Origin of the sequence: Pseudomonas sp. R28(2017) (genome assembly GCF_002112505.1) — a bacterium.
Classification (GTDB): domain Bacteria; phylum Pseudomonadota; class Gammaproteobacteria; order Pseudomonadales; family Pseudomonadaceae; genus Aquipseudomonas.
Genome location: NZ_NEHW01000001.1, coordinates 1 through 22795, shown reverse-complemented (window position 1 = coordinate 22795; position 22795 = coordinate 1). Strand labels below are relative to the sequence as shown.

Annotated in this window: 19 protein-coding genes and 1 pseudogene; 11 read left to right on the top strand and 9 right to left on the bottom strand. The window is 63.4% G+C overall.

The genetic code is table 11. The annotated features are described in order from the left end of the window. Nucleotide 1: 1 nt before the first annotated feature. The 3 genes from CAF78_RS00105 to CAF78_RS00095 are packed head-to-tail and all read left to right on the top strand — an operon-like array spanning nucleotide 2 to nucleotide 2751. Entirely contained in the window at nucleotides 2–1213 is a 1212-nt protein-coding gene (locus CAF78_RS00105; RefSeq protein WP_085673140.1) for a cytochrome c, read from the top strand. Between the two features lie 3 nt (nucleotides 1214–1216). After that, entirely contained in the window at nucleotides 1217–2188 is a 972-nt protein-coding gene (locus tag CAF78_RS00100; protein WP_085673138.1) for an XdhC family protein, read from the top strand. Continuing rightward, nucleotides 2185–2751: an NTP transferase domain-containing protein gene (locus tag CAF78_RS00095; protein ID WP_085673136.1), complete on the top strand. Its 567-nt coding sequence runs from the start codon at nucleotides 2185–2187 to the stop codon at nucleotides 2749–2751. The genes CAF78_RS00100 and CAF78_RS00095 overlap by 4 nt, the downstream gene beginning before the upstream one ends. A gap of 9 nt (nucleotides 2752–2760) precedes the next feature. Here the strand turns inward: CAF78_RS00095 and CAF78_RS00090 are convergent, their stop codons facing one another. The 4 genes from CAF78_RS00090 to CAF78_RS00075 are packed head-to-tail and all read right to left on the bottom strand — an operon-like array spanning nucleotide 2761 to nucleotide 6062. After that, the gene (locus CAF78_RS00090) at nucleotides 2761–3384 is read right to left on the bottom strand and encodes a GAD-like domain-containing protein (protein ID WP_085673134.1); all 624 of its coding nucleotides are present in this window, start codon (nucleotides 3382–3384) and stop codon (nucleotides 2761–2763) included. A 35-nt stretch (nucleotides 3385–3419) separates the two neighbouring features. After that, nucleotides 3420–4037, bottom strand: coding sequence for a GAD-like domain-containing protein (locus CAF78_RS00085; RefSeq protein WP_085673132.1), 618 nt, complete (start codon nucleotides 4035–4037; stop codon nucleotides 3420–3422). 30 nt (nucleotides 4038–4067) lie between these two features. Beyond that, nucleotides 4068–4700: a GAD-like domain-containing protein gene (locus CAF78_RS00080; RefSeq protein ID WP_085673129.1), complete on the bottom strand. Its 633-nt coding sequence runs from the start codon at nucleotides 4698–4700 to the stop codon at nucleotides 4068–4070. A 15-nt stretch (nucleotides 4701–4715) separates the two neighbouring features. Further along, a complete protein-coding gene (locus CAF78_RS00075; protein ID WP_085691000.1) occupies nucleotides 4716–6062 on the bottom strand; it encodes a DUF6861 domain-containing protein in 1347 nt (448 codons plus the stop codon). Nucleotides 6063–6564: 502 nt separating this feature from the next. Here CAF78_RS00075 and CAF78_RS00070 point away from each other — a divergent pair. The 3 genes from CAF78_RS00070 (at nucleotide 6565) to CAF78_RS00055 (ending at nucleotide 10172) form a co-directional block, all read left to right on the top strand. Continuing rightward, on the top strand, nucleotides 6565–7248 hold the full coding sequence (locus tag CAF78_RS00070; RefSeq protein ID WP_085675894.1) for a response regulator transcription factor: 684 nt from the start codon (nucleotides 6565–6567) through the stop codon (nucleotides 7246–7248). Continuing rightward, nucleotides 7245–8567, top strand: a complete 1323-nt coding sequence (locus CAF78_RS00065; protein WP_085675895.1) for an ATP-binding protein — start codon at nucleotides 7245–7247, stop codon at nucleotides 8565–8567. Before CAF78_RS00070 ends, CAF78_RS00065 begins: the two co-directional genes overlap by 4 nt. A 213-nt stretch (nucleotides 8568–8780) precedes the next feature. Next, entirely contained in the window at nucleotides 8781–10172 is a 1392-nt protein-coding gene (locus tag CAF78_RS00055) for an aspartate aminotransferase family protein (RefSeq protein ID WP_085675897.1), read from the top strand. Nucleotides 10173–10212: 40 nt separating this feature from the next. Here the strand turns inward: CAF78_RS00055 and CAF78_RS00050 are convergent, their stop codons facing one another. Genes CAF78_RS00050 through CAF78_RS00035 form a run of 4 tightly spaced genes read right to left on the bottom strand, consistent with a single transcriptional unit; the run spans nucleotide 10213 to nucleotide 15709 of the window. Then, nucleotides 10213–11103 carry a siderophore-interacting protein gene (locus CAF78_RS00050; RefSeq protein WP_085675898.1) on the bottom strand — a complete coding sequence of 297 codons (891 nt, stop codon included), beginning with the start codon at nucleotides 11101–11103 and terminating at the stop codon, nucleotides 10213–10215. A gap of 55 nt (nucleotides 11104–11158) precedes the next feature. Next, nucleotides 11159–12574: an efflux transporter outer membrane subunit gene (locus tag CAF78_RS00045; RefSeq protein WP_085675899.1), complete on the bottom strand. Its 1416-nt coding sequence runs from the start codon at nucleotides 12572–12574 to the stop codon at nucleotides 11159–11161. 3 nt (nucleotides 12575–12577) lie between these two features. Then, the gene (locus CAF78_RS00040) at nucleotides 12578–14542 is read right to left on the bottom strand and encodes a MacB family efflux pump subunit (RefSeq protein WP_085675900.1); all 1965 of its coding nucleotides are present in this window, start codon (nucleotides 14540–14542) and stop codon (nucleotides 12578–12580) included. After that, nucleotides 14543–15709, bottom strand: coding sequence for an efflux RND transporter periplasmic adaptor subunit (locus CAF78_RS00035; RefSeq protein ID WP_085675901.1), 1167 nt, complete (start codon nucleotides 15707–15709; stop codon nucleotides 14543–14545). Between the two features lie 204 nt (nucleotides 15710–15913). Here CAF78_RS00035 and CAF78_RS00030 point away from each other — a divergent pair, with 204 nt between their 5' ends. The 4 genes from CAF78_RS00030 (at nucleotide 15914) to CAF78_RS00015 (ending at nucleotide 20167) form a co-directional block, all read left to right on the top strand. Next, a complete protein-coding gene (locus CAF78_RS00030) occupies nucleotides 15914–16390 on the top strand; it encodes a sigma-70 family RNA polymerase sigma factor (protein ID WP_085675902.1) in 477 nt (158 codons plus the stop codon). Between the two features lie 171 nt (nucleotides 16391–16561). Continuing rightward, the gene (locus tag CAF78_RS00025) at nucleotides 16562–17041 is read left to right on the top strand and encodes a histidine kinase (protein WP_085675903.1); all 480 of its coding nucleotides are present in this window, start codon (nucleotides 16562–16564) and stop codon (nucleotides 17039–17041) included. A gap of 70 nt (nucleotides 17042–17111) precedes the next feature. Continuing rightward, entirely contained in the window at nucleotides 17112–18419 is a 1308-nt protein-coding gene (locus CAF78_RS00020) for an MFS transporter (protein ID WP_085675904.1), read from the top strand. Nucleotides 18420–18529: 110 nt separating this feature from the next. Continuing rightward, entirely contained in the window at nucleotides 18530–20167 is a 1638-nt protein-coding gene (locus CAF78_RS00015) for a hypothetical protein (protein WP_085675905.1), read from the top strand. Between the two features lie 112 nt (nucleotides 20168–20279). On the opposite strand, the gene CAF78_RS00010 is transcribed toward CAF78_RS00015, so the two are convergent. Next, on the bottom strand, nucleotides 20280–21962 hold the full coding sequence (locus CAF78_RS00010; RefSeq protein WP_085675906.1) for an electron transfer flavoprotein-ubiquinone oxidoreductase: 1683 nt from the start codon (nucleotides 21960–21962) through the stop codon (nucleotides 20280–20282). Between the two features lie 531 nt (nucleotides 21963–22493). On the opposite strand from CAF78_RS00010, the pseudogene CAF78_RS00005 reads away from it, so the two are divergent. Continuing rightward, a pseudogene (locus CAF78_RS00005) lies at nucleotides 22494–22795 on the top strand (electron transfer flavoprotein subunit beta/FixA family protein); the annotation flags it as partial.

Sequence of the window (22795 nt, the reverse complement as noted above, 5' to 3'; positions counted from 1 at the left end):
CATGGGGTTCGTTCGCAGCACACTCGCGCTGGCCCTGGGCCTTACCGTCGTATCGCAGGCACTGGCGGCCGACGAGGCGCAGGTCAAGCGGGGTGAATACCTGGCCCGTGCGGCCGACTGCATGGCCTGCCACACGGCCGAAGGCGGCGCGCCGTTCGCCGGTGGCCTGCCGATCCATTCGCCGTTCGGCACCATCTACGGCAGCAACATCACCCCGGACAAACAGTACGGCATTGGCAGCTACACGGCCGACGAGTTCTTCGCTGCCGTGACCGAGGGCAAGCGCAAGGATGGCGCCAATCTCTATCCGGCCATGCCCTACACCTCGTACCACCTGATCAAGCGGGAAGACTCGGACGCGATCCTGGCCTACCTGATGACCATCGCGCCGATCAACCGCCCGGCGCCGGAAACCAAACTGAGTTTCCCGTTCAACGTGCGCCTGGGCCTGACTGGCTGGAACATGCTGTACGGCAAGAGCGTGCAGTTGCAGCCAACCGAAGGCAAGAGCCCGGCCTGGCAGCGTGGGCAATACATGGTCGAGGTCATGGGCCACTGTGGCGAGTGCCATACGCCGCGCAACCCGATCGGTGCACTGCAACAGGACAAGCGCCTGACCGGTGGCCTGCTGGCCGGCTACCTGGCGCCGAGCCTGCTGGCCCAGGACCTGGCCGACCGTGGCTGGACCCAGCCTGACCTGACCACCTTCCTCAAGCACGGCATCAGCGCCCAGGGCAGCATGTTCAACGAGATGTTCCCGGTGGTGCACCACAGCACCCAGCATCTTGAAGACGCTGACCTGGCAGCCATGGCCACGTACCTGCTGGGTGACCAGCCGCCAAAGGCCAAGGTGATCGAGGCGGTGCCCCTGGAGCAGCTTACCGAGAGCGCCAAGCGTGGCCGCCAGCAGTACCTGAACGTCTGCGCCGGCTGCCACGGTGTGGACGGTGAGGGCAAGCCGCACATTGCCGTGGCCATGCAGGGCAATACCGTGTTGCGCCAGGATGACTCACGCAACCTGGCCAAGGCGATTCTCGACGGCATCCGTGAACAGCAGTTCACCGGCTTCGAGCGCATGCAGCCGATGCCGGGCTTCGCCGACAAGCTCGACGACCAGCAAGTGACCGACATGGTCAACTACCTGCGCCAGGCCTGGGGTGGACTGCCCGGCGACCTGACCGTACAGCAGCTCGCCGAGCTGAAGGCGGAATAAACCGTGCAGCATCTCGATCTTCAGGTAATCAGCCAGGCCTTGCAGTGGTCGTGCAGCGGCCAGCGGGTGTGGTTGTGCACGGTGCTCGCCACCTACGGCTCGGCGCCTCGTGCGCCGGGCTCGCTGCTGGCGGTCAACGCCAGCGGCCAGTGGCTGGGGTCGCTGTCGGGCGGCTGCGTCGAAGATGACTTCCTCGAACGTGTGGCACGGGGTGAATTCCCCGAGCCGATCGCCATCGTGCGTTACGGTGATGGCAGCGATACGCGTTCGAGCATTCGTCTGCCCTGCGGCGGTGTGCTCGAGGTGCTGGTGGAAAACCTGCCGGCCGACTGCGCAGTGCAGGCCCACCTGCGTGAGCTGGAAGGCGCACTGCGCGGCCAGCGCCGGCTGCTGCGCGAAGTGACTGTGCCGCAAGGCGATCGCCGGCTCAGCGACGACCACGCCCAGGGCCCGCGCGTGGAGCGTGCAAGCGGCTGCGTGCGCTTGCGTGTCGGTGCTGCCCAGCGCCTGTTGCTCGCCGGTTACTCCAGCGTCGCGCACTTCTGTGCCGAGTTCGGTAAAGGGATGGGCTTTGAAGTCATTCTCTGCGACCCGCGTGACGAGGTGCTCGAGGGCGTGGTGCTGGACGGCATCGAAGTGCGCCGTGAGCTGCCGTCGGAGTTCATCGCCAATGGCGGTTGCCATGCCGACACAGCAGTGGTTGCATTGACCCATGATCCGAAAATCGATGACCTGGCCATGCTTGAAGCGGTACGTACCGAAGCGTTCTACATCGGCGTGATGGGCTCGAAGGCCACCTCCGACAAGCGTCGCGAACGCTTGCACCGCATCGGCGGCCTGGGCTACGACGAGCTGGCGCGCATCCACGCGCCGATCGGCCTCAACCTGGGCAGCAAGACCCCGGCCGAGATTGCCCTGGCAGTGCTTGCCGATATCCTGCGCTTGCGCAACGGAATCGGGCGGGCAGCGCTGTGAGTGTGGTGGCGCTGGTATTGGCGGCAGGCAGCAGCGTGCGTTTCGGCGCTGACAAGCGGCGGGCGCTGATGGCCGATGGTCGCAGCTTGCTGGCGCACAGTGTCGAACGTGCCTGCGCGGTGTTCGATGACGTGCGGGTGGTGTTGCGTGACGGCGAGCGGGGCGAGGAACTGGGGTTGCCATCGGCATGCCGGGTCATCGCCAGCGCGGATTACACGCAGGGTTTGGGCCATAGCCTGGCGGCGGGCGCTGCTTCGCTGGTCGATAGCAAGGCGCAGGCGGTGGCGATTCTGCTGGGGGACATGCCCTGGGTGGAACTCGGGACCCTTGGTTTGCTTGCACGCGAGGCCAGTGGGTCAACGATAGTCATGCCTTGTCATTCCGGGCAGCAGGGCCATCCGGTAGTGTTCGGGCGTGATTTCTGGCCAGCGCTAGCGCGGCTGACGGGCGATGAAGGGGCGCGTTCGGTGGTCAGGGCCCATCCGGGCAGTTGCGTCAGGCTGGCAGTCGAGGATGCCGGTGTGCTGCGCGATGTCGATACGCCCGATGCACTGCGCCAATGAGCGTCGGCCTTATTCATCTTCTTCATCATCGAATGCATAAGGTTCCAGATCGCTCAGCTGGGAAAGCAGAATCAGGTGCACGTCGGCCTTGAGCCGCTGGAGATTGGCCAGGCTTGCAGGCCCGCCCAGCATCAATGCCGGTACGAAGCCATACATCTCGTCTGGCGCCAACGTCCCCAGTGTTTCCCTGGCCGATTCGAACAGGTCCAGGTCGATCCCTTCAGTCATGACCCACATGAGCAGCCCTTGGATCTTCGCGTCACGCTCTTCGTCGGTCGAGCTGCAAGCGCCATCGATGTATTGGGATGCGTAGGCAGTGATGGTCAGGACTGAGCCGGTTTCTTCGCCCCAGAGATACAGCTCGCCGAAAGCGCTGCGCGCGATGAGGTGGTAGGTGTCCTGGGTTTCGAAGTGAGTGCCGGCGAGCCAGTAAGCCACGACATCTTCGTATTCCTGCGGGTTGACCATCCAGAACAGGCCACCGCCGTAGCCGCACCAGCCGTGGTCTTTCCAATAGGTCAGGAGTTGGTTTGGGAGTTTGCCTTGGTAGTGGTCCAGAGAAGCAGTCGGGACGGGCTGGTGGCCGATGGGGTCGCTGAAGGTTTCGAGGAAGATGGAGAAGAGTACGTTCATTTTTTAGATCCTTTTATTACTGTTGGGTAAGGGCTTCAAAAATCAGAAAAGCTATAGGGCTCGATTGTGCAAAGCTGAGACAGCAGTACCAAGTGCTCAATGGCTTTCAGCCTTTGAATATTATCGAGCCGAATGGAGCCGCCAAATACCAAGGCTGGAACAAATCCGTACATCTCGTCCGGGCCAAGTGTGCCGAGGTTTTTTTTAGCGGGTTCAAACATGCCGTCAAAATCATTTGAATCTAGATCTCTACAGGCGAAGAAGTTCTGCACGAGTCTGTCCATGTCGGATGCCGTTACTTCGCTTTTTCTGCCAATATATCGACCTATATGTGGTGCAATTTTCAGTGAAAATCCGGTTTTCTCACCAAAGAGATAAAGGTCACCAAAGGCTCCACGGGCGATGAGATGAAACCTGTCGTATGTTTCCAGATTTGCACTATCGAGCATAGAGGCGACCACGCCCTCGTACTCTTGAGGATTTACGATCCAAAACATTCCATCGCCGTACCCGCACCATCCATGCTCCATCCAATACTGCAGAAGTTTATCCGGTAGCTTCCCCTTATAGCGCTCTATAGTTGAAGCGGGTACCTCCTGCCTGTGCGTAGGCTCACCGACATCTTCAATAAAAACAGAAAATGCTTCATCCATGTAATGACCTCCGGTATATGTCGGTAATGGCTAATGCCCGAGTGGAAAGTCCCCTGTCGACACATAGGGGCGAAGATCTGAAAGTTGTGCCAGAAAACTTAGATGTTCCACTGATTTTACCTTTCCAAGGTGGTTGAACGACCCTGATCCGCCCAACATGATGGCGGGGGTGAAGCCGTACATTTCATCCGCGGTAAGCGCGCCTAGCTTCTCATAAGCGGGGTCGAACATATCTCCGTAGTTGTTGGAATCAAAGCTGATTGATAGAAGAAAAGCGGGGAACCCTTTGTCTAGGTCTACACCGGTATAAATTGATGTTCGGGTTACATAACTTGACAGGATGCTGGTTATTTTAAGTGAGGCGCCTGTATTCTCGCCCCAGAAATACATGTCTCCGAACGCACTGCGTGCCATGAGGTGATATTTGTCGCGCTTCGAGTGCTCAGTGCCGTTTAGCCAGGTGTCGACTACGCACTCGTACTCTGCGGGGTTCACCAACCAAAAGATACCTTTGCCGAATCCACTCCATCCATATTGGCTCCAGTGTTCTAGAAGCTGATGAGGTAGTTTTCCTTTGTATTTCTCAATAACGGTATTCGGCACGATTTGTCGGCAGGTTGGTAGGCCGATTTTCTCTACTAATCTAGCGAATAATCTATCCATTTATACTCCCGATGCTCAGCATCTGTGCAGCTTTACATTTAGAAAAGTCTTATTTCGCATTGATATGGGCACTGCTTCAGCTGCAGCTGCAAGGCTTTGGATCTTTGTTCTCCACTGTGGGCCAATCGTTGAGTTGACCTGCCGGTCACCGAAACCTCCAATGATATCCTTGCCACCAGCGAACAAATCAGGGTTGTGAAGCGCTGCTATCGTTGACATCTCCCTTTTTGCCTTTTTTGTGGCAAGTTCTTCTGCTTCAAGGAAGTCATGATCTTGAAGGAGCTCTTCTAAGAAACGGTTGATGAAGGCATCCTCCTGATCTCTCCTTGCTCGCTTGGCATTGTTCGGGTTTCGAAGGATAGGGTCGGCAATGTTTTGCAGGAACTCCTGAACAGTTAAGTTATTCATGCCTTTCTCTTGGCCGCCCAGTTGCCGGTCAAATTCTCCAATTTTAGAGTTTGGCAGCTTATCCGCCTTAAAGCAGTCGACGTTATACAGCGTCATGGTACCCGGCTTGTTCTTTGCCGGCTCCTTGTCTTTCCCCGCTGGCCGATTCGGCTGCGCAGGCTGCGGCTCACTCACCGCGCCCTTACGCCGCTCCGGCACCTGCAGGTCCGGCCGTTTCTTCAGGGCATCCTCATGCTTGAGCATCCACTGCCCAATCCGTGCGCCTTTCTTGCTGGCGGCCATTTCCTGAGCCAGCACACCGGCATTGCCACCCCCACGGGTGAGGTAGGACACCATGGCGCCCAACAGCAGCATCACGACTTCCACATGCCCGGTGGCAATGAAATGCGCGGCCTGATTGATGGCAAACGGGTTGTCCTGGCTGAACGCGCTCAACCCTTGTTCACCGCGTGGGCCTTCCCAGGCGATGCCGATGCCGTCCAGGTAGCACTCGCCGATGCGCGGCAAGCCGTCGACGAAGAACTCGGCGAGGGAGGCGATGCCCAGCACGCCGAGGATCCAGCCGCTGACCTTGAAGCCGATGGCGGTGCCTGCAACGCCACCGGGAAATGCGCCGACGCCGCCGGCGAAGGCACCGATGCCGGCACCGAGCAGGCCGCCAGTGAGGGCGCTGCCGGCGACGATCATCGCCATCTGCTCGGCGACGCCGAGCAGGTCGTTGAGGATGCTTTTGATGTCGAGGTCGGCGAAGCGCTGGCGCAGCAGTTCGCCCGCTACCCATTCGGCCTTGTAGAACGCGCGCCGCACGCTGTCGACACGGCGCAGCTGGAGGGCCAGTGATGGCACCTCTTCGTTGAGGTAGGTACGGAAATGGGCGCCTCCCTGATAGCCCATTTCATCGGTGATGCGTGACTCGATATCGTGCCAGGTGGGCACGATGTGCCAGAGCAGCATGAGGCGTCTCCCTGCCAGGTTTGTGCAGGGGGAATCACAACATGGAGTGGGGGTAGGACATTCCTGAGTCAGCTGTAGGAAAAGTCGATTCGTTGCGGATGGGGGGATGTTCGGGATTGGGGTGTTGCTGCGAGGGGTACGGCAGGAGGGATTTGGCGCCCTTGAGATCGAGCGCCGCCCGCGCGGCGCATCGCGAGCTACGCTCGCTCCTACGTTTGTTTCGGGCCAATGATTCCTGGGGGATTTGCGCGCGAACGCCTTGGCGCATGGCGCTATATCGCGTCGTGCCAACAAGGCGGTCGCGCGCGCCTGGCACAGGCGTTACTGGCCCGAAACAAACGTAGGAGCGAGCGCAGCTCGCGATGCGCCGCGCGGGCGGCGCTCGATCTCAAGGGCGCTGCAAGGCTCTCGGCGAACCCCATCACCCCCACAAAAAGGTCCATAATCCCCCCTTAATCCCCCCATAGTGCAATGCCAGTCACACCACTCCGGGAGCCCCACCATGCACGTTCTGCTCTGCGAGGACGACGACCTGATCGCCAGCGGCATCTGCGCCGGCCTCACCGCCCAGGGCCTGACTGTCGACCGCGTGGCCAATGCCGCCAGTGCCCGGGCCCTGCTGCAGGCGGCACAGTTCGACGTGATGATCCTCGACCTCGGCCTGCCCGACGAAGATGGCCTCAAACTGCTGCGCCGCCTGCGCCAGCAGGGTGTGGACCTGCCGGTGCTGGTACTTACCGCACGCGATGCGGTCACCGACCGGGTCGATGGCCTGCAGGCGGGCGCCGACGACTACCTGCTCAAACCCTTCGACCTGCGCGAACTGGCTGCGCGCCTGCATACCCTGTTGCGCCGGGTAGCGGGGCGGGCGGTCAACGTGATCGAGCATGGCCCGCTGCGCTACGACCCGAGCAGCTGCGAAGCGACCCTGGCCGGCCAGCCTGTGGACCTGTCGAGGCGCGAGCAGGCACTGCTCCAGGCATTGCTGCAGAACCCCGGCCGGGTGCTGTCCAGCGAACAGCTCAAGGACTGCGTGTACGGCTTCAGCGATGAGGTCGAAAGCAACGCGCTGAACGTGCATATCCACCACCTGCGGCGCAAGCTCGGCAACAGCATCGTCGAGACCGTGCGTGGCCTGGGTTATCGCCTGGGGCCTGCGCAGGCGCCGCAAGAGGCTGCCTCATGAGCCTGCGGGTACGCCTGAGCCTGATCCTCGGCAGCGCCTTCATCATCATCTGGGCACTGGCGGCGGCGTGGATGCTGCGCGACCTGCGCCAGCAGATGATGTTCTCCCTCGACCAGCGCCTGGTGGCGTCGGCACGCATGGTCGCCGGGCTGATCGATCAGTTGCCGCAACCGCTGGCGGCCAAGGGCGAGGATGCGCATTTTTCCGCCGACCAGTTGAGCGTGCCCGATGGCATGGCCTGCCAGGTGAGTTCCCTGCGCGGCGAGATCCTTGCCAGCAACCACAAGCATGACGGCGCCATGGACGACCAGCGCAGCGGCTTCCGCGACCAGACCATCGACGGCGCGTTGTGGCGCACCTTCACCTACAACCACGGTGACGTGCGCATCACCACCGCCGACCGGCACATGGAGCGCGAGGCGTTGAACCAGTCGATCCTGCTGGCCGCCTCGGCACCGGTGCTGATGGCCTTGCTCGGCAGCCTCGGGCTGCTGTGGATCGGCCTGGGCAAAGGCCTGGAGCCACTCAATCGCATGCGCGATGCCCTGCGCCGACGGCGTGCCGACAGTGTCGAGCCATTGCAGGTGGCCGGCTTGCCCAGCGAGCTGCAACCTTTGCTCGATACCCAGAACCAGCTGTTCCTGCGCATTGCCCAGACCATCGAACGCGAACGGCGGCTTACCGATGATGCCGCCCACGAACTGCGCAGCCCGCTGACAGCGATCAAGACCCACCTGCAGGTGGCGCGCATGACCGACGGCGCGGTGCGCGAGCAGGCGCTGGAGCATGCCGAGCAAGGCGCCGACCGCATGCACCGAACCCTGGAGCAGCTGCTGATGCTGGCGCGGGTCGAGGGCAGCCTGTCGTTCGAGGACGGCGTGCAGTGCAGCGCCGAGCAGGTCGCCCGCCAGGCGGTGCAGGATGCTGGCGGCGGTGACAACCGGCGCATTGTCCTGCACCTGCCGGAGGCGGCGACGCAGATCTACCTGGGCATGCCTGCGCCGCTGGCGGTGGCGGCCTTGCGCAACCTGCTGGACAACGCCCTGCGCCATGGCGGGGATACCGAGGTGGAGCTGGAAGTGCAGATGGCCGACGGGCAGGTGGGGTTCATGGTTCGTGACCATGGGCCGGGCATTGCCGAAGCCGACCTGCAACACCTGACCGAGCGCTTCTGGCGCAATGGCCAGAGTGGTGGGTGTGGGTTGGGGTTGGCGATCGTTCAGGCAATCGTGCAGCGCTGTGCCGGCAGCCTCAGGTTTGATAGCCGCAGTGATGGGCTGCGGGTGGTGCTGCAGGTGCCGGCGCGTTCGGCCAGCTGATAGTTACTGCCTGTACCGGCCCTTTCGCGGGCAAGCCCGCTCCCACAGGATCGCCACAGCCTCGAAGATTGTGCAATCCCTGTGGGAGCGGGCTTGCCCGCGAAGGGGCCGGTACAGGCAGAGCAAAATCCCGCAGCAACCGCTAAATCCTCCCCGCACTCATGCGTTTTCCAAGCGATAACTGCCCATTCGCTTGCTTGCGAGGATTCACCCATGTCCACCGCTACCAGCCTTGCCCAGGTGCCGCCGGCCAGCGCGCCGCAACCGTTGTACGAATTCACGGACTCGCCCTTGCTGCAGCGTCAGCAGCAACAGGAATCCAACGCCCGCAGCTACCCCCGGCGCATTCCGCTGGCGCTCAAGCGTGCCCGCGGTATCCATGTCGAGGACATCGAAGGCCGCCAGTTCATCGATTGCCTGGCCGGCGCAGGGACACTGGCCCTGGGGCACAACCACCCGGTGGTGATCGAGGCGATCCAGCGCGTGCTGGCCGACGAACTGCCGCTGCACACCCTGGACCTGACCACACCGGTCAAGGACCGCTTCGTCCAGGACCTGTTCGGCATCCTGCCCGAAGCCCTGCGTCGCGAGGCCAAGGTGCAGTTCTGCGGGCCGACCGGCACCGACGCGGTGGAAGCGGCGCTCAAGCTGGTGCGCGGCGCCACCGGGCGCAGCACCGTGCTGGCCTTCCACGGCGCGTACCACGGCATGAGCCAAGGCGCGCTGAGCCTGATGGGCAGCCACGGGCCCAAGCAGCCGCTAGGGGCGCTGCTGAGCAATGGCGTGCAGTTCATGCCATACCCTTACGACTACCGTTGCCCGTTCGGCCTGGGCGGTGAAGCCGGGGTCAAGGCCAACCTGCATTATCTGGAAAACCTGCTGCTGGACCCGGAAAGCGGTGTGCCGCTGCCGGCGGCGGTGATCCTCGAGGTGGTGCAGGGTGAGGGTGGGGTGATCCCGGCCGATATCGAATGGCTCAAGGGCGTGCGGCGTATCACCGAGCAGGCTGGCGTGGCGCTGATCGTCGACGAGATCCAGAGTGGCTTCGCCCGGACCGGGCAGATGTTCGCCTTCGAGCACGCCGGCATCGTGCCGGATGTGGTCACGCTATCCAAGGCCATAGGTGGCAGCCTGCCGCTGGCGGTGGTGGTGTACCGCGACTGGCTGGACACCTGGAAGCCAGGCGCCCATGCCGGCACCTTCCGCGGCAATCAGATGGCCATGGCTGCTGGTTCGGCGGTGATCAATTACCTGGTCGACCATCGCCTGGCCGAACACGCAGAAGCCATGGGCCTGCGCCTGCGTGATCATCTGCAGCGGCTGCAACGGGACTATCCGCAACTGGGCGATGTCCGTGGCCGTGGCTTGATGCTCGGTGTGGAACTGGTCGATCCGCAGGGGCAGCGCGATGCGTTGGGCCACCCGCCTGCCAATCGGCTGCTGGCCCCCAAGGTCCAGCGCGAATGCCTCAAGCGTGGCCTGATCCTCGAACTGGGCGGGCGCCATGGCGCCGTGGTGCGCTTCCTGCCGCCGCTGATCATCAGCGCACAGCAGATCGACGAAGTCGCGCAGCGCTTTGCCGAGGCTGTGGCCGCAGCCGTTTGAGTCTGGAAGGGCCGCGTTGCGGCCCTTTCGTTCGGCCTGTTCAGTCGCAGGCTTCACCCAGGCGCCAATACCCCATCGTCATCAGGCGGTCGCGCTGCAGCCCGCGTTGTCTGGTCAGGTACCGGCGAATATCCAGCACCGTCGCCGACTCCCCGGCCACCCAGGCATAGAACGCGCTTTCCAGCGGCAGGCTGGCCAGTTCGCGCACCGCATGCTGCATGGCCTGGCCATGGTCGCAGCGCAGCAGTTCGCGGGGCAGCCAGTGCAGGCGGGTGTTGGCGCTGTGGCGCAGCGGCAGGCAATCCGCCTCCTGGGGGACTTCGATGAAGGCTTCCACGGCCAGTTCGGGCTGTTGCTCTGCCAACGCTTCGAGAATACCGGCGATGGCCGGCAGCGCCGTTTCGTCGCCGACCAGCAGCACATGGCGGGTACCTTGCGGTGGCTTCCACTCATAGCCGCCGGGGTCACCGGTGTGGGCCAGGTTCGGCGCCACCATCAGCAGCCGATCGCCTTCCTGGGCATGGGTCGCCCAGGTCGAGGCTGGCCCATTGACCCCATGCAACACAAAGTCCACGTCGACTTCCAGGGCATCCGGGCGCAAGGCACGGATGGTGTAGGTGCGCATGGGTGGGCGCTGTTCGGCGGGCAGTGCGCTGTGGGCGGCCTTCCAGTGCACGTCGTGGGGCAGGGTCGGCAATGAACCATCGGGTGCGGGGAACAGCAGCTTTACACGCTGATCGGGCGCCAGGGTGTGCATGAGTCCGACATCCGGGCCGGTGAACACCAGGCGGGCGAACGAAGGACTGAGGCGGATGCGCCGGGCCAGTACCAGGTCGAACGCGCGGTAGGCCCGGGCACCTGGCGCTTGGCCCTGGACCAGGCGGCGCAGGCCTTGTTGCCAGGCCTGGAGCATGCTGGCGGAGCGGGTCATGGGGAAATCCTCTTGCAAGCGGCTTTCCCTATGAACGAGTTGCGCGTGCGGCGAATTAACCGTTGCCTGCGTTCGCGACCTGCCAGCCACCGCCCAACGCCTTGTAAAGCGCTACGCTGCCCTGCAGGCGCGCCAGGCGCAACTGTGCCTGCAGGTCCTGGGCGATATAGAGCGTGCGCTGGGTTTCCAGCACGCTCAGCAGGGTTTCGGCCCCGGCCGCGTAGCGCCGCTGGGCCAGGTCGAAGGCCAGGCGCGCCTGTTCGACCTCCTGGTCCTGCCACTGGCGTTGCTGTTCAACGCCGCGGATCGCATTGAGGGCCTTCTCGACATCGGCGAAACCGGCCAGGATGCTGCTGCGGTAGCTTTCCAGCAACTCGTCCTGCTCGGCTTGGGCCAACTGCTGTGCCGCTCGCAGCCGGCCATTGTTGAAGATGGGCGCGATCAGGCCAGCGGTCAGGGTGTAATAAGCGCTGTCGAAGACCTCGGCCAGGGTGCTCGCACCGGTGCCGAGGTTGGCGCCCAAGGTCACTTTTGGCAGCAGGGCGGCCCTGGCCACCTGAACATTGGCGTTGGCGGCGGCCAGGCGTGCTTCGGCGGCGGCGATGTCCGGGCGGCGGGTCAGCAGTTCGCTGGGTACGCCGCTGCCAATGTGCGGCCAGTTCACGGCTTGCAGCGCCTCGCGCGTGGTGGGCAGGGCCTGGACCGGGTCGCCCAGCAGAGTGGCCAGGGTAATGCGGTTGTCCTGCCGCTGCTGCTCGAGCAGCGGCACTTGCCGCTCCTGTGCAGCCACCAGGCTGCGCTGCTGGGCCAGTTCCAGGCGTGTCGCAGAGCCGGCGCGCTGGCGTGTCTCGACCAGCGCCAGAACATCACGGGCGTTACGCAGGTTGAGGCGGGCAATGCGCAGTTGCTCTTCCAGGGCCAGGCCCTGCAGGTAGCTGCTGGCCACGCTGCTGACCAGCGTCAACTCGACCGTCTGGCGGTCGAAGCGGCTGGCGTCGAGGCTGTGCAGGGCGCTTGAACGTGCAGCGCGCAGGCCACCCCAGAAGTCGATCTCGTAGCTGGCGACCAGCTGCATGCCGAATGAGGTACTGGTCGGTTCGTACTTGCTGACATCGAGCTGGTCATAGCCCTCGCCATGCAGCAGGCGCTGGCGGCTGCCGTCGAGCTCGAACCTGAGCTCCGGCAGCAGCGGCGCCCCGGCAATCACCGCCCGGGCCTGGGCCTGGCGCACACGCGCGGTGGCGGCGGCAAGGTCGTGGGCGTTGTGCCGGGCGCGGGCGACCAGGCGGTCCAGTTCGGCGCTGTCGAAGGTGCGCCACCACTGGGCCGATGGCAGGCTGGCAGAGGCCTGGGCGGTTGCGCCTTGCCAGGCCGGGGGGGCAGCAATGCCGCTGGCTGGCGCGGGCGGCAGGCTACAGGCGGCGAGGCCCAGGCACAGGGACAACAGGCTGATGCGGCTTGGCAGGGTCATGGGCTATTCGCTGGTGAGGGCTTTGACCGGGTCGAGTCGGGCGGCTTTGCGGGCCGGCATGAAGCCGAACACGACGCCGGTGAGTACGGCGCAGGAGAACGCACCGAGCATGGCGGGCAGGGTGAAGGCCACGGCAACCTTGCCCAGCATCAATGCGCCGCCGATCAGCAGCGCCAGGCCGATGCCGGCCATGCCGCCGACCATCGACAGCATCACCGCTTCGCTGAGGAACTGGCGCAGGATGTCGTGCTGGCGAGCGCCGGTGGCCATGCGGATGCCGATTTCACGGGTACGCTCGCGCACCGTCATGAGCATGATGTTCATCACCCCGATGCCACCGACCAGCAGCGAGATCGCGGCGATTGCCCCGAGCATCATCGACAGGCTGTTCTGGGTGCGGGCCTCGGCCTGGATCAGCGCGGCCGAGTTGGTCAGTTCGAAATCGTGACGGCCCTGGTGGCGCTGGCGCAGCAGGCGCTCGACGGCGGCTTCGGTTTCATCGACGCGCGCGGCGTCGACGGCAGCGACGGTGATGTAATCGGGGTCGCGCTGGCCGAACAGGCGGATCGCCGCTGCCGTGTAGGGCACGACGATGCGCCCGTCGGCATCCTGGTCGCCGGAACTCGCGCCTTTGCCGGCGAGTATGCCGATGACCTGGAAGGGCACATTGCCGATCAGCAGGTACTGGCCGAGCGGGTCGCGGTCAGGCTCGAGCATCTTCTCCCGGACCTTCTGGCCGATCACCGCCACCGCTGCGCCACTGGCTTCGTCGGCGTCGGTGAAGAACGCGCCTTCGACGGCCGGCCAGTTGAAGATCAGCGGGAACTGGTTGTTGTTGCCGCCCACATAGAAACGCTGGCTGTTGTTGCCGTGGCGCACCATCACCTTTTCGCCCAGCACCGGCATGATCTGCCTGACCTGCGGCAGTTGGCCGATGGCGGCGACGTCATCGAGGGTAATGGTGCCGGCAGGCTCGCCCAGTGTGGCGGGCTTGCCGTTGAGGTAGAGGATGTTCGAACCGAAGGCGGCCATTTGCGCCATCACCTGGCGTTTGCTGCCTTCGCCTACCGCCAGCATGACCACCACCGAGGCGACACCGATGATGATGCCGAGCAGGGTCAGGGCGGTGCGAAAGCGGTTCACCCACATCACCCGCCAGGCGGCCTGCAGGGCTTCGAGCAGCTCGCCTTTCCAGGCGCCGCGCAGGGTCGCGCCGCGGTCCAGGCGCTGGCGCAGGTCATCGGCCTGCAGCCCCTGGGGTGCAGCAATCAGTGCTTGCCCGTTGGCGGTGTCGCTGATCATCTGGCCGTCGCGGATTTCGATCACCCGCTGCGCCCGCGCCGCCACCTTGTGGTCGTGGGTGATCAGGATGATCACATGGCCCTGGCTGGCCAGTTCATCGAGCAGCGCCATGACTTCGGTGCCGCTGTGGCTGTCGAGCGCACCGGTGGGTTCGTCGGCGAGGATGATATGGCCACCGTTCATCAGCGCCCGGGCGATCGACACCCGCTGCTGCTGGCCACCCGAGAGCTGGTGAGGGCGGTTTGCGCTGCGACTGGCCAGGCCCAGGCGGGCGAGCAGGGCGGCGGCACGGGCATGCCGCTCGCTGGCGGGAGCGCCGGCATAAATGGCCGGCATTTCGACGTTTTCCTGGGCCGAGCCGGAAGGGATCAGGTGGTAGCCCTGGAACACGAAGCCAAAGGCCTCGCGGCGCAGCCAGGCCAGTTCGTCGTTGCCCAACTCGGCGACGTTCTTGCCGGCGAAGCGGTAGCTGCCCGACGTCGGGCGGTCGAGGCAGCCGAGGATGTTCATCAAGGTCGACTTGCCCGAGCCGGAGGCGCCGACGATGGCGACAAACTCCCCGGGGTGGATGCTCAGGCTGATGCCGCGCAGTACATCGACCTTGGGGCTGCCCTGGCCGCCGTAGGATTTGCGGATATCGACCAGCTCGATCAGCGGCGCGCTCATTCAGCCTCCACTGGCGCTGGGGGCGCCCATCAGCAACTGTTCGCCTTCGCTGAGCCCGTCCAGCACCTGCACGCGCAGGCGGTCGCTCAGGCCAGTGCGCACCTGGCGCTGCACCACCTTGCCGTGAGGGTCGAGCACCCGCGCCCTGTACTGGCCGGCGTTATCGTCCAGTGCGGCAAGCGGCACGGTCAGCACCTGGCTGGCCTGGCCGGCGACGAAGAACACCTGGGTGGTCATGTCGGCCATCAGGGCACCATCGGGGTTGTCGACGTCCAGCAGCACGGTGTACTGCACCACCTGGTTGCCAGTGCTGCCGGCACTGGCCGGGCTGCCGCCGCCCTGGCTGGCCTGCTCGAGCGGCTTGGGCGGGATCGGCAGAATCTGCCGCACGGTGCTGCTCCAGCGGCGCTTGCCGCCGGCCAGGGTGGTGAAGTAGGCCGTCATGCCCGGCTTGACCTTGCCGATGTCGGCTTCGGACACCTGGGCCCACACGGTCATGGGCGACAGCTTGGCGATGCGCAGGATCAGCGGCGTGCGTTGCTGGGCGTTGAGGGTCTGGCCTTCGCGGGCGTCCACGGCCACCACGGTGCCGTCCATTGGCGCATAGATGCGCGTGTAGCCCAGTTCCGCCTCGTCCCTGCGCAGGCTGGCCTGGGCCTGGCGGATCTGGGCCTGGAACATGTCGATACGCGCCTGGGTGACCTTCAGCTGGGCGGCAGCGGCTTGTACGTCTTCATCGCGGGTGGCGCCGGCAGCGGCAAGCTCACGCTGGCGCTTGAGTTGCTGGCTGGCCAGCTCGAACTGCGCACGCTGCTCGGCGAGCTGGGCCTTGAGATTGTCGATCGAGAAGCGCCCGGCATCCAGCCGCGCCTGCTGGGTGGAGGGGTCGATCTCGACCAGCAGTTGCCCCTTGCGCACCGGGTCGCCCGCCTCCACGTGCAAGGTACGGATCTGCCCCGAGGCCTGGGCGCCCACGTCCACGTAACGCCGGGGCTGCAAGGTACCCAGGGCCGTCACGCTGCTTTCGATGTCTGCCCGTGTGACCGTGACGGTACCGAGCGGTTGCGCGCCGAAGGGCGGGGCTTGCCAGGCCAGCAGGCAGCCCAGGCTCAGCAGGCCCACGCCGGCGAGGGTGAGCGGGCGGCGGGTGGAGGATAAACGGCTCATGCGGACTTCCAGCCTGGGTAGTGGTCACGCGCTGCCAATCGTGGTGCGCATCGAAGTCCCAGATAAACGAAGGCTGGCCAGGCGGATTTAGCCTTGGAGAGAGGGCGGAAGGCGTGTTGCTGAGAATAGTTATAATTTGTACTATCACAGCCCGGTATCACTCAGTCCCGCACGTGGGTTGCAAGGACGAATTCAGGTGCTGTTGTGGAACATTACTATCGCGAACTGGTGAGCTTCCTTAGTGCGCGCCTGGGCAATCGCCAGGCTGCGGAGGATGTTGCCCACGATGCCTACCTGCGGGTGCTGGAGCGCACCGAAAGCGGGCAGATCGAACACCCGCGAGCGTTTCTCTACCGTACGGCACTGAACCTGGTGATCGACCGGCACCGGCGCCATCAGGTGCGCCAGGCCGAATCGCTGGATGCGCTGGATGCCGATGGGCGTTTTTTCAGCACAGAATTGCAGCAGGACCTGCAACTCGACCAGCGCCTGGCCATGATGCAAAAGGCCCTGGATGAACTGACCAAGGTGTGCCGGGACTGCTTCTTGTTGCGCAAGCTCGATGGCCTGTCACACCAGCAGATTGCAGAGCGCCTGGGGATCTCCCGCAGCCTGGTGGAAAAGCACATCGTCAATGCCATGAAGCATTGCCGTGTGCGCATGCGGCAGTGGGAGGGCTGAATGTGGGGTGAAGGGCAGGTGAAAATTCTGTGTGATGGCCACTTGATTTCTCCCTGTTTCCCGACAACTATCTAGATTGACCCCTCCAGGCACAGCCCTGGTGGTTGCCTGTTTCTGGCGCAGTTTGGTCAGGGAGCTGTCCCTAATTCACCTGACGGCCCAGGTCCGACAATGACAAACAAGACCCTGCGCATCCTGATTGCCGACGAGCACCCGCACCAGCGCCTGCAGCTGGAAAAACTGCTCAATGGCCTTGGCTATTACCGGATTGCCCCGGTCGAGTCCTTCGACGAGTTGCAGCGCCTGGTGCAGTGCGCCTTGCAACCGTTCAACCTGCTGTTGGGCAACATCGAGCTGGCCAGCCATGCCGGTGTCGACCTGGCACGTTTCTGCCGGGTCAGTACGCAGATCCAGCACGCCCTGCTTTACCATTCGCAACACCTGAAAGTGCCTGTCGTGCCGCAGACCGAGCGCCAGGCCGTCAGCGTGAGCCTGCCACAGGTGCCGGACAACGACGCGCTGCAATCCTTCATGGCGATCATCGACAGCCCCGTGCTGGTCGGCAAGATTGCCCTGCCTTCCGGGCTTGCGAGTGGCGCGGTGCATGCACGCAAGCCCAGGAACTTCGGCCACACCGTCTTCAGCCGCTAGTGGCGTTGCTGGGGCAAGGCGGCGGGCATTTGCTATCCTCTTGCCCTTTGCCGATCTGCGGACCCCTGCCATGACTGCCATCGATACCGCTCGCCCGCCCCGGTTCAGCCGCGGCGACCACCGGACCCTGGGCCTGGCGGCACTGGGCGGCGCGTTGGAAATCTACGATTTCATCATCTTCGTGTTCTTTGCCCTGACCCTCAGCCAGCTGTTCTTCCCGCCGGAAATGCCCGAGTGGCTGCGCCTGCTGCAGAGCTTCGGCATCTTCGTCACCGGATACCTGGCGCGGCCGCTGGGCGGCATCCTGATGGCGCACTTTGCCGACCACCTCGGGCGCAAGCGGGTGTTCAGCCTGAGCATCCTGATGATGGCCATGCCGTGCCTGCTGATCGGGGTGATGCCGACTTACGCCGACATTGGCTATGCGGCACCGCTGATCCTGCTGGCGCTGCGCATCCTGCAGGGTGCCGCGGTGGGGGGCGAGGTGCCGAGCGCGTGGACCTTCGTCGCCGAGCACGCGCCAAACGGGCGTCGTGGCTATGCCCTGGGTTTCCTGCAGGCGGGGCTGACCTTCGGCTACCTGCTGGGCGCACTGACGGCGACACTGCTGGCGCAGGTGTTCACGCCGCAGGAGATTCTCGATTACGCCTGGCGTTACCCGTTCCTGCTCGGTGGGGTGTTTGGCGTGATCGGTGTGTGGCTGCGCCGCTGGCTCAGCGAAACCCCGGTGTTCCTGGCCTTGCGCGAACGTCAGGAGCAGCCGGTCCGGTTTCCGCTGCGGCGGGTGCTGGGCGAGCACCGTTCGGCGTTGATCCCGGCGGCACTGCTGACCTGCGTGCTGACTTCCGCGGTGGTGGTGCTGGTGGTGATTACCCCGACGGTGATGCAGCAGCGCTTTGGCATGACGGCGGGGCATACTTTCGCCCTGAGCAGCGTGGGCATCGTCTTCCTCAATATCGGCTGTGTGCTGGCCGGGTTGCTGGTCGACCGCCTGGGTGCCTGGCGCGCACTGATGATCTACAGCCTGCTGCTGCCGCTGGGGATTGGTGCGCTGTATGCCAGCCTGGTAGGGCAGTGGGGCATGACCTGGCTGGCCTATGCGCTGGCGGGGTTGGCCTGTGGCGTGGTTGGGGTGGTGCCGTCGGTGATGGTCGGACTGTTCCCGGCCGAGATCCGCGTTTCGGGGATTTCCTTCACGTACAACGTGGCTTACGCCTTGTGGGCCAGCACCACGCCGCTGGCGCTGATCGCGCTGATGCCGTGGAGCCCGTGGGTGTGTGTCGGCTTTTGTCTGGTCATGGGCAGCGTCGGGCTGCTGACGGCTTGGTATTTCGGGCGCCGTGACCGGTCCTTCATTGCTCAGTGTGCTGCCTCCTGATCCGACGGTGAGCGGCTCCGGCGCATACAGCAGCATTGGACTATGCCGACAGTCAGGCGCCACCGGCGCAGGTAGCTTGCCAGGTTTAATCGAGCGGGAAGGCAAGCATCATGTATGGATTCACCGTGAAGTGGCTGGGGCGTGAGGATCTGCCCCAGATACCCCAGGGCATGCTGTTCTCTGGGGTGCCCAGAGAGCAAGAACATGGGCGTGTGCAAACCCCGGTGATCTGCTGGGGAAAAAGCAAGGCCTTTGTGTTCGATGACCGGGTTCATCATCAGCATGCCTGGTTGGTGGTTTATGGCGATGGAGAGCATGTCACTGGCGGGCATTGCTTGACGGACTTCCGGCATATTCTTGATATCAAGGAATCCCCCAAAGGTGTTGCGCTGGACCTTTACGATTCACATGGGCGCACGGTCGAAATCACCCACCTGCAACTTGATGCGCTGCAGGGTGGCAAAGGACGGGAGTCTGAACGCGAGGGGCTGCCCGCAAACATTCCATTCTACCTGAGCAATGGCCGTGATCTGCTGGCTGCGGATGAGGGTGGGGTCTATGTTGCCGCAAGGCCCGATGCCTTGGTGGCGCAATGGTTGTTCAAGGATGGGCGTCTGACTCATGTTGCCTCGCGTCAAGTGCTGGGCCTGGGGCTTCGGCCATTGCCAGCAGCGCGTGACACCGGCAAGTGGCACCTTTCGCCCAAAGGTGAGCTGAGGTATGGCGACGATTCGCGAGGCCTGGTTGCCGACCCGGCAACGGGTGAGGTCTGGCTGCAGGCTCAGGACAAGGAAGCGCCGGGCATGCAGTGGCAGGTAAAGTGGCTTGGTCCGGTGGATCGGAGCAAGGCAGCCAACCTGCTGGTCAAGAAGTTGGAGATCAGGGTACAGGTTGCCGATGAACTTCGGGCTGGGACCTCGGACAAGGTGTATTTCTCGATCAATCGAGGCGTGGGGCGTCAATTTCTCGCTGAAGATTTTGAGCGGGGCAGTTTGTTGCGTGCCGCTGCCGACCTCACTCGCCTGTTCCCGGGTCAGTCGCTGTTTGCGGACGACCTGGACAGCGTCGAACTCTATCAGGTGAGCTCGGATGGCTACGGCCCGGCCTGGCGCATGAGTTCGTTGGACCTGGTGATCAATGATGAGATGAGTAACCGGATTTTAGGGTCTGACAGCGCATGGTTGCTGCCTGCCGATGGCGCAAATTGGAGCGGTAGGGTGAACTGGCTGGATTGGCGACACGAACATGGCGACACGCCGCTGGATTACGCGGGCTACACCTACCCGATACAGTGGCAGCCGATGTTGGCGGATTGGCTATCCTGGCGCTCCTACGAACCGTCGACTCTCGAAGGCGTGTGCCAACTGATCGGTGTTACCCAGGGCAGGGTCCTCGCTTATGACCTGAAAAGTAAAAGCCCTGTCTATTTGAAGGCCAATACAGACAACGATGCGTATACCTGGGTTTACACCCCCCGGGGCAGCATCATCGTCAAGCATTGGGACAAGGCCGCCTCTCGTGATCAATACGTGCGTCACAGCCAGTTGGGTGCGGGTAAACCGGTGGTCTGCGCCGGTGAGGCGAGCATCAAGGGTTCGGCGGTGCATGACCTGCTCGGCATGATCAACGATGCATCAGGGCACTATAAACCGGATGGTGGCGCTTGCCTCGTGCATGTGCTTGAGCGGTTGGGGCAGTTGGGGTTCGATACCTCCAGCACGCAAGTCCACTCCCGGCAGGAGGCTTGACCGACGGGTTGCCGAGGCAGTGACAGCGCCCTGCACGGGCAACCTGGCAATAATGAAAAAACCCCCAAGCTTGCGCTCTGGGGGCCTTTCCTGACGCGAATGGCGTGGCACGTTACATGTTCGGGTAGTTCGGCCCGCCAGCGCCTTCAGGGGTGACCCAGGTGATGTTCTGGGCCGGGTCCTTGATGTCGCAGGTCTTGCAGTGCACGCAGTTCTGCGCGTTGATCTGGAAGCGCTTGCTGCCATCTTCCTGGTTGACCACTTCGTACACGCCGGCCGGGCAGTAGCGCTGGGCCGGTTCGTCATACAGCGGCAGGTTGCTGGCGATCGGTACTTTCGGGTCGGTCAGTTTCAGGTGGCAGGGTTGTTCCTCTTCATGGTTGGTGCTGGAGAGGAATACCGAGCTGAGCTTGTCGAAGCTGAGCTTGCCGTCCGGTTTCGGGTAGTCGATCTTCTTCGACTCGGCGGCCAGCTTGAGGCAGGCGTAGTCCGGCTTGGTGTCGTGCAAGGTGAACGGCAGCTTGCCGCCGAACCAGTTCTGGTCAACGTAGTTGAACGCGCCACCGAGCAGCGGGCCGAACTTGTGCAGCGCCGGGCCGAAGTTGCGGCTGGCGAACAGCTCTTCATGCAGCCAGCTGCCCTTGAAGGCCTCGACGTACGTGTTCAGGGCATCGCCGCCCTCGCTGCCAGCGATCAGTGCGTCGGCCACGGCGTCGGCCGCGAGCATGCCGGACTTCATCGCAGTGTGGCTGCCCTTGATCTTGGAGAAGTTCAGGGTGCCCAGGTCGCAGCCGATCAGGGCGCCGCCGTTGAAAACCATCTTCGGCAGCGAGTTCAGGCCGCCTTTGCAGATGGCGCGGGCGCCATAGCTGATGCGCTTGCCGCCTTCGAGGTATTGCGCCATCACCGGGTGGTGCTTGAGGCGCTGGAACTCGTCGAACGGCGACAGGTACGGGTTGGCGTAGGACAGGTCGACGATCAGGCCCACCACGACCTGGTTGTTTTCCAGGTGGTAGAGGAACGAGCCGCCAGTGTTGTCGGCGCTGACCACGTCCAGCGGCCAGCCGGCGGTATGCACCACCAGGCCCTGCTCGTGCTTGGCCGGGTCGATTTCCCAGATTTCCTTCAGGCCGATGCCGTAATGCTGGACGTCGGACTCGCTGTCCAGATTGAAGCGCTTGATCAGCTGCTTGCCGATGTGGCCGCGGCAGCCTTCGGCGAACAGGGTGTACTTGGCACGCAGCTCCATGCCCGGGGTGTACAGGCCGTCCTTCGGGTTACCTTCGCGGTCGACACCCAGGTCGCCGGTGACGATGCCGCGGACCACGCCGTTGTCGTCGAACAGCGCTTCCTGGGCGGCGAAGCCCGGGTAGATTTCCACGCCCAGGTTCTCGGCCTGCTGGGCCAGCCAGCGGCACAGGTTGCCCAGGGAGATGATGTAGTTGCCCTGGTTGTGCATGGTCTTGGGCACGAACAGGTCTGGCACCTTGGTCGAGCTGCCAGCGTCCTTGAGCACATAGATATCGTCGCGCTTCACTTCGGTGTTGAGTGGTGCGCCGAGTTCCTTCCAGTCAGGGAACAGCTCGTTCAGGGCGCGGGGTTCGAACACCGCGCCGGAAAGAATATGAGCACCCACTTCGGAGCCTTTCTCCACCACGCAGACGCTGATCTCGCTACCGGCTTCGGCGGCCTTCTGCTTCAGGCGGCAGGCGGCGGACAGGCCCGCAGGGCCTGCGCCGACGATGACCACGTCGAATTCCATGTATTCGCGTTCCACAGGTTCTCTCCTACTCATCAAGGCTCGTGCTGTTGCTTTGTCTTATGGGTGCTTGCGTGCAGCGGCGCTTCACTGGCGCGAAACTGTAGCTACGCAATGGACGGACTACACCGTTTTGTCTTGGCGCGCATTATATCTACACCACTTGGCGGGTCCAATACAAACGTTTGTTTGAATTTGCCGGAGCCCAGTAAAATCACAGGAACGCGGCTGGAAGGTGACCGATTTGCCGTATTGACCGGATTGGGTGTTACGGTCAAGATACGAGCGGTTTTACGTTCGCCGTAGGCTTGCAGCCGGGCGCAGGTACACCTCTAAAGACCAGGTGTGGAGCAGGGTTGTCGGTATGAATACCGATTTGTAGTGGAGTTTACACGCCACGACAGAAAATGACCCGTGGGTATTTGCCGCAACAGTCGCGACAAGACTGTTCGGTCACCATGAAGTTTGCCCCTCCCGGTACGTTTTTAGAGGTGCCCTTGTACCCACGCGCATCGCCGGGCTCTGCCCCTGGCGACTATCTATTCACCGGAGAGTAACGAGGAATCCATGAAGGTTCTTGTAGCTGTCAAACGAGTGGTCGACTACAACGTCAAGGTTCGCGTCAAGGCGGACAACTCCGGCGTCGACCTTGCTAACGTCAAGATGTCCATGAACCCCTTCTGCGAAATCGCCGTGGAAGAAGCCGTACGCCTGAAGGAAAAGGGCGTTGCCACCGAGATCGTTGTCGTCTCCGTCGGCCCGACCACTGCCCAGGAGCAGCTGCGTACCGCCCTGGCTCTGGGTGCCGATCGCGCCATCCTGGTCGAAGCCGCTGACGAGCTGAATTCCCTGGCCGTGGCCAAGGCCCT

What these genes read in the sequence shown, in the direction of transcription:
- CAF78_RS00020 (WP_085675904.1), top strand. Translation starts at nt 17,112, where the DNA reads ATGACTGCCATCGATACCGCTCGCCCGCCCCGGTTCAGCCGCGGCGAC.
- CAF78_RS00025 (WP_085675903.1), top strand. Translation starts at nt 16,562, where the DNA reads ATGACAAACAAGACCCTGCGCATCCTGATTGCCGACGAGCACCCGCAC.
- CAF78_RS00010 (WP_085675906.1), bottom strand. Translation starts at nt 21,962, where the DNA reads ATGAGTAGGAGAGAACCTGTGGAACGCGAATACATGGAATTCGACGTG.
- CAF78_RS00085 (WP_085673132.1), bottom strand. Translation starts at nt 4,037, where the DNA reads ATGGATGAAGCATTTTCTGTTTTTATTGAAGATGTCGGTGAGCCTACG.
- CAF78_RS00035 (WP_085675901.1), bottom strand. Translation starts at nt 15,709, where the DNA reads ATGAGCCGTTTATCCTCCACCCGCCGCCCGCTCACCCTCGCCGGCGTG.
- CAF78_RS00070 (WP_085675894.1), top strand. Translation starts at nt 6,565, where the DNA reads ATGCACGTTCTGCTCTGCGAGGACGACGACCTGATCGCCAGCGGCATC.
- CAF78_RS00090 (WP_085673134.1), bottom strand. Translation starts at nt 3,384, where the DNA reads ATGAACGTACTCTTCTCCATCTTCCTCGAAACCTTCAGCGACCCCATC.
- CAF78_RS00045 (WP_085675899.1), bottom strand. Translation starts at nt 12,574, where the DNA reads ATGACCCTGCCAAGCCGCATCAGCCTGTTGTCCCTGTGCCTGGGCCTC.
- CAF78_RS00015 (WP_085675905.1), top strand. Translation starts at nt 18,530, where the DNA reads ATGTATGGATTCACCGTGAAGTGGCTGGGGCGTGAGGATCTGCCCCAG.
- CAF78_RS00040 (WP_085675900.1), bottom strand. Translation starts at nt 14,542, where the DNA reads ATGAGCGCGCCGCTGATCGAGCTGGTCGATATCCGCAAATCCTACGGC.
- CAF78_RS00105 (WP_085673140.1), top strand. Translation starts at nt 2, where the DNA reads ATGGGGTTCGTTCGCAGCACACTCGCGCTGGCCCTGGGCCTTACCGTC.
- CAF78_RS00075 (WP_085691000.1), bottom strand. Translation starts at nt 6,062, where the DNA reads ATGCTGCTCTGGCACATCGTGCCCACCTGGCACGATATCGAGTCACGC.
- CAF78_RS00055 (WP_085675897.1), top strand. Translation starts at nt 8,781, where the DNA reads ATGTCCACCGCTACCAGCCTTGCCCAGGTGCCGCCGGCCAGCGCGCCG.
- CAF78_RS00080 (WP_085673129.1), bottom strand. Translation starts at nt 4,700, where the DNA reads ATGGATAGATTATTCGCTAGATTAGTAGAGAAAATCGGCCTACCAACC.
- CAF78_RS00050 (WP_085675898.1), bottom strand. Translation starts at nt 11,103, where the DNA reads ATGACCCGCTCCGCCAGCATGCTCCAGGCCTGGCAACAAGGCCTGCGC.
- CAF78_RS00065 (WP_085675895.1), top strand. Translation starts at nt 7,245, where the DNA reads ATGAGCCTGCGGGTACGCCTGAGCCTGATCCTCGGCAGCGCCTTCATC.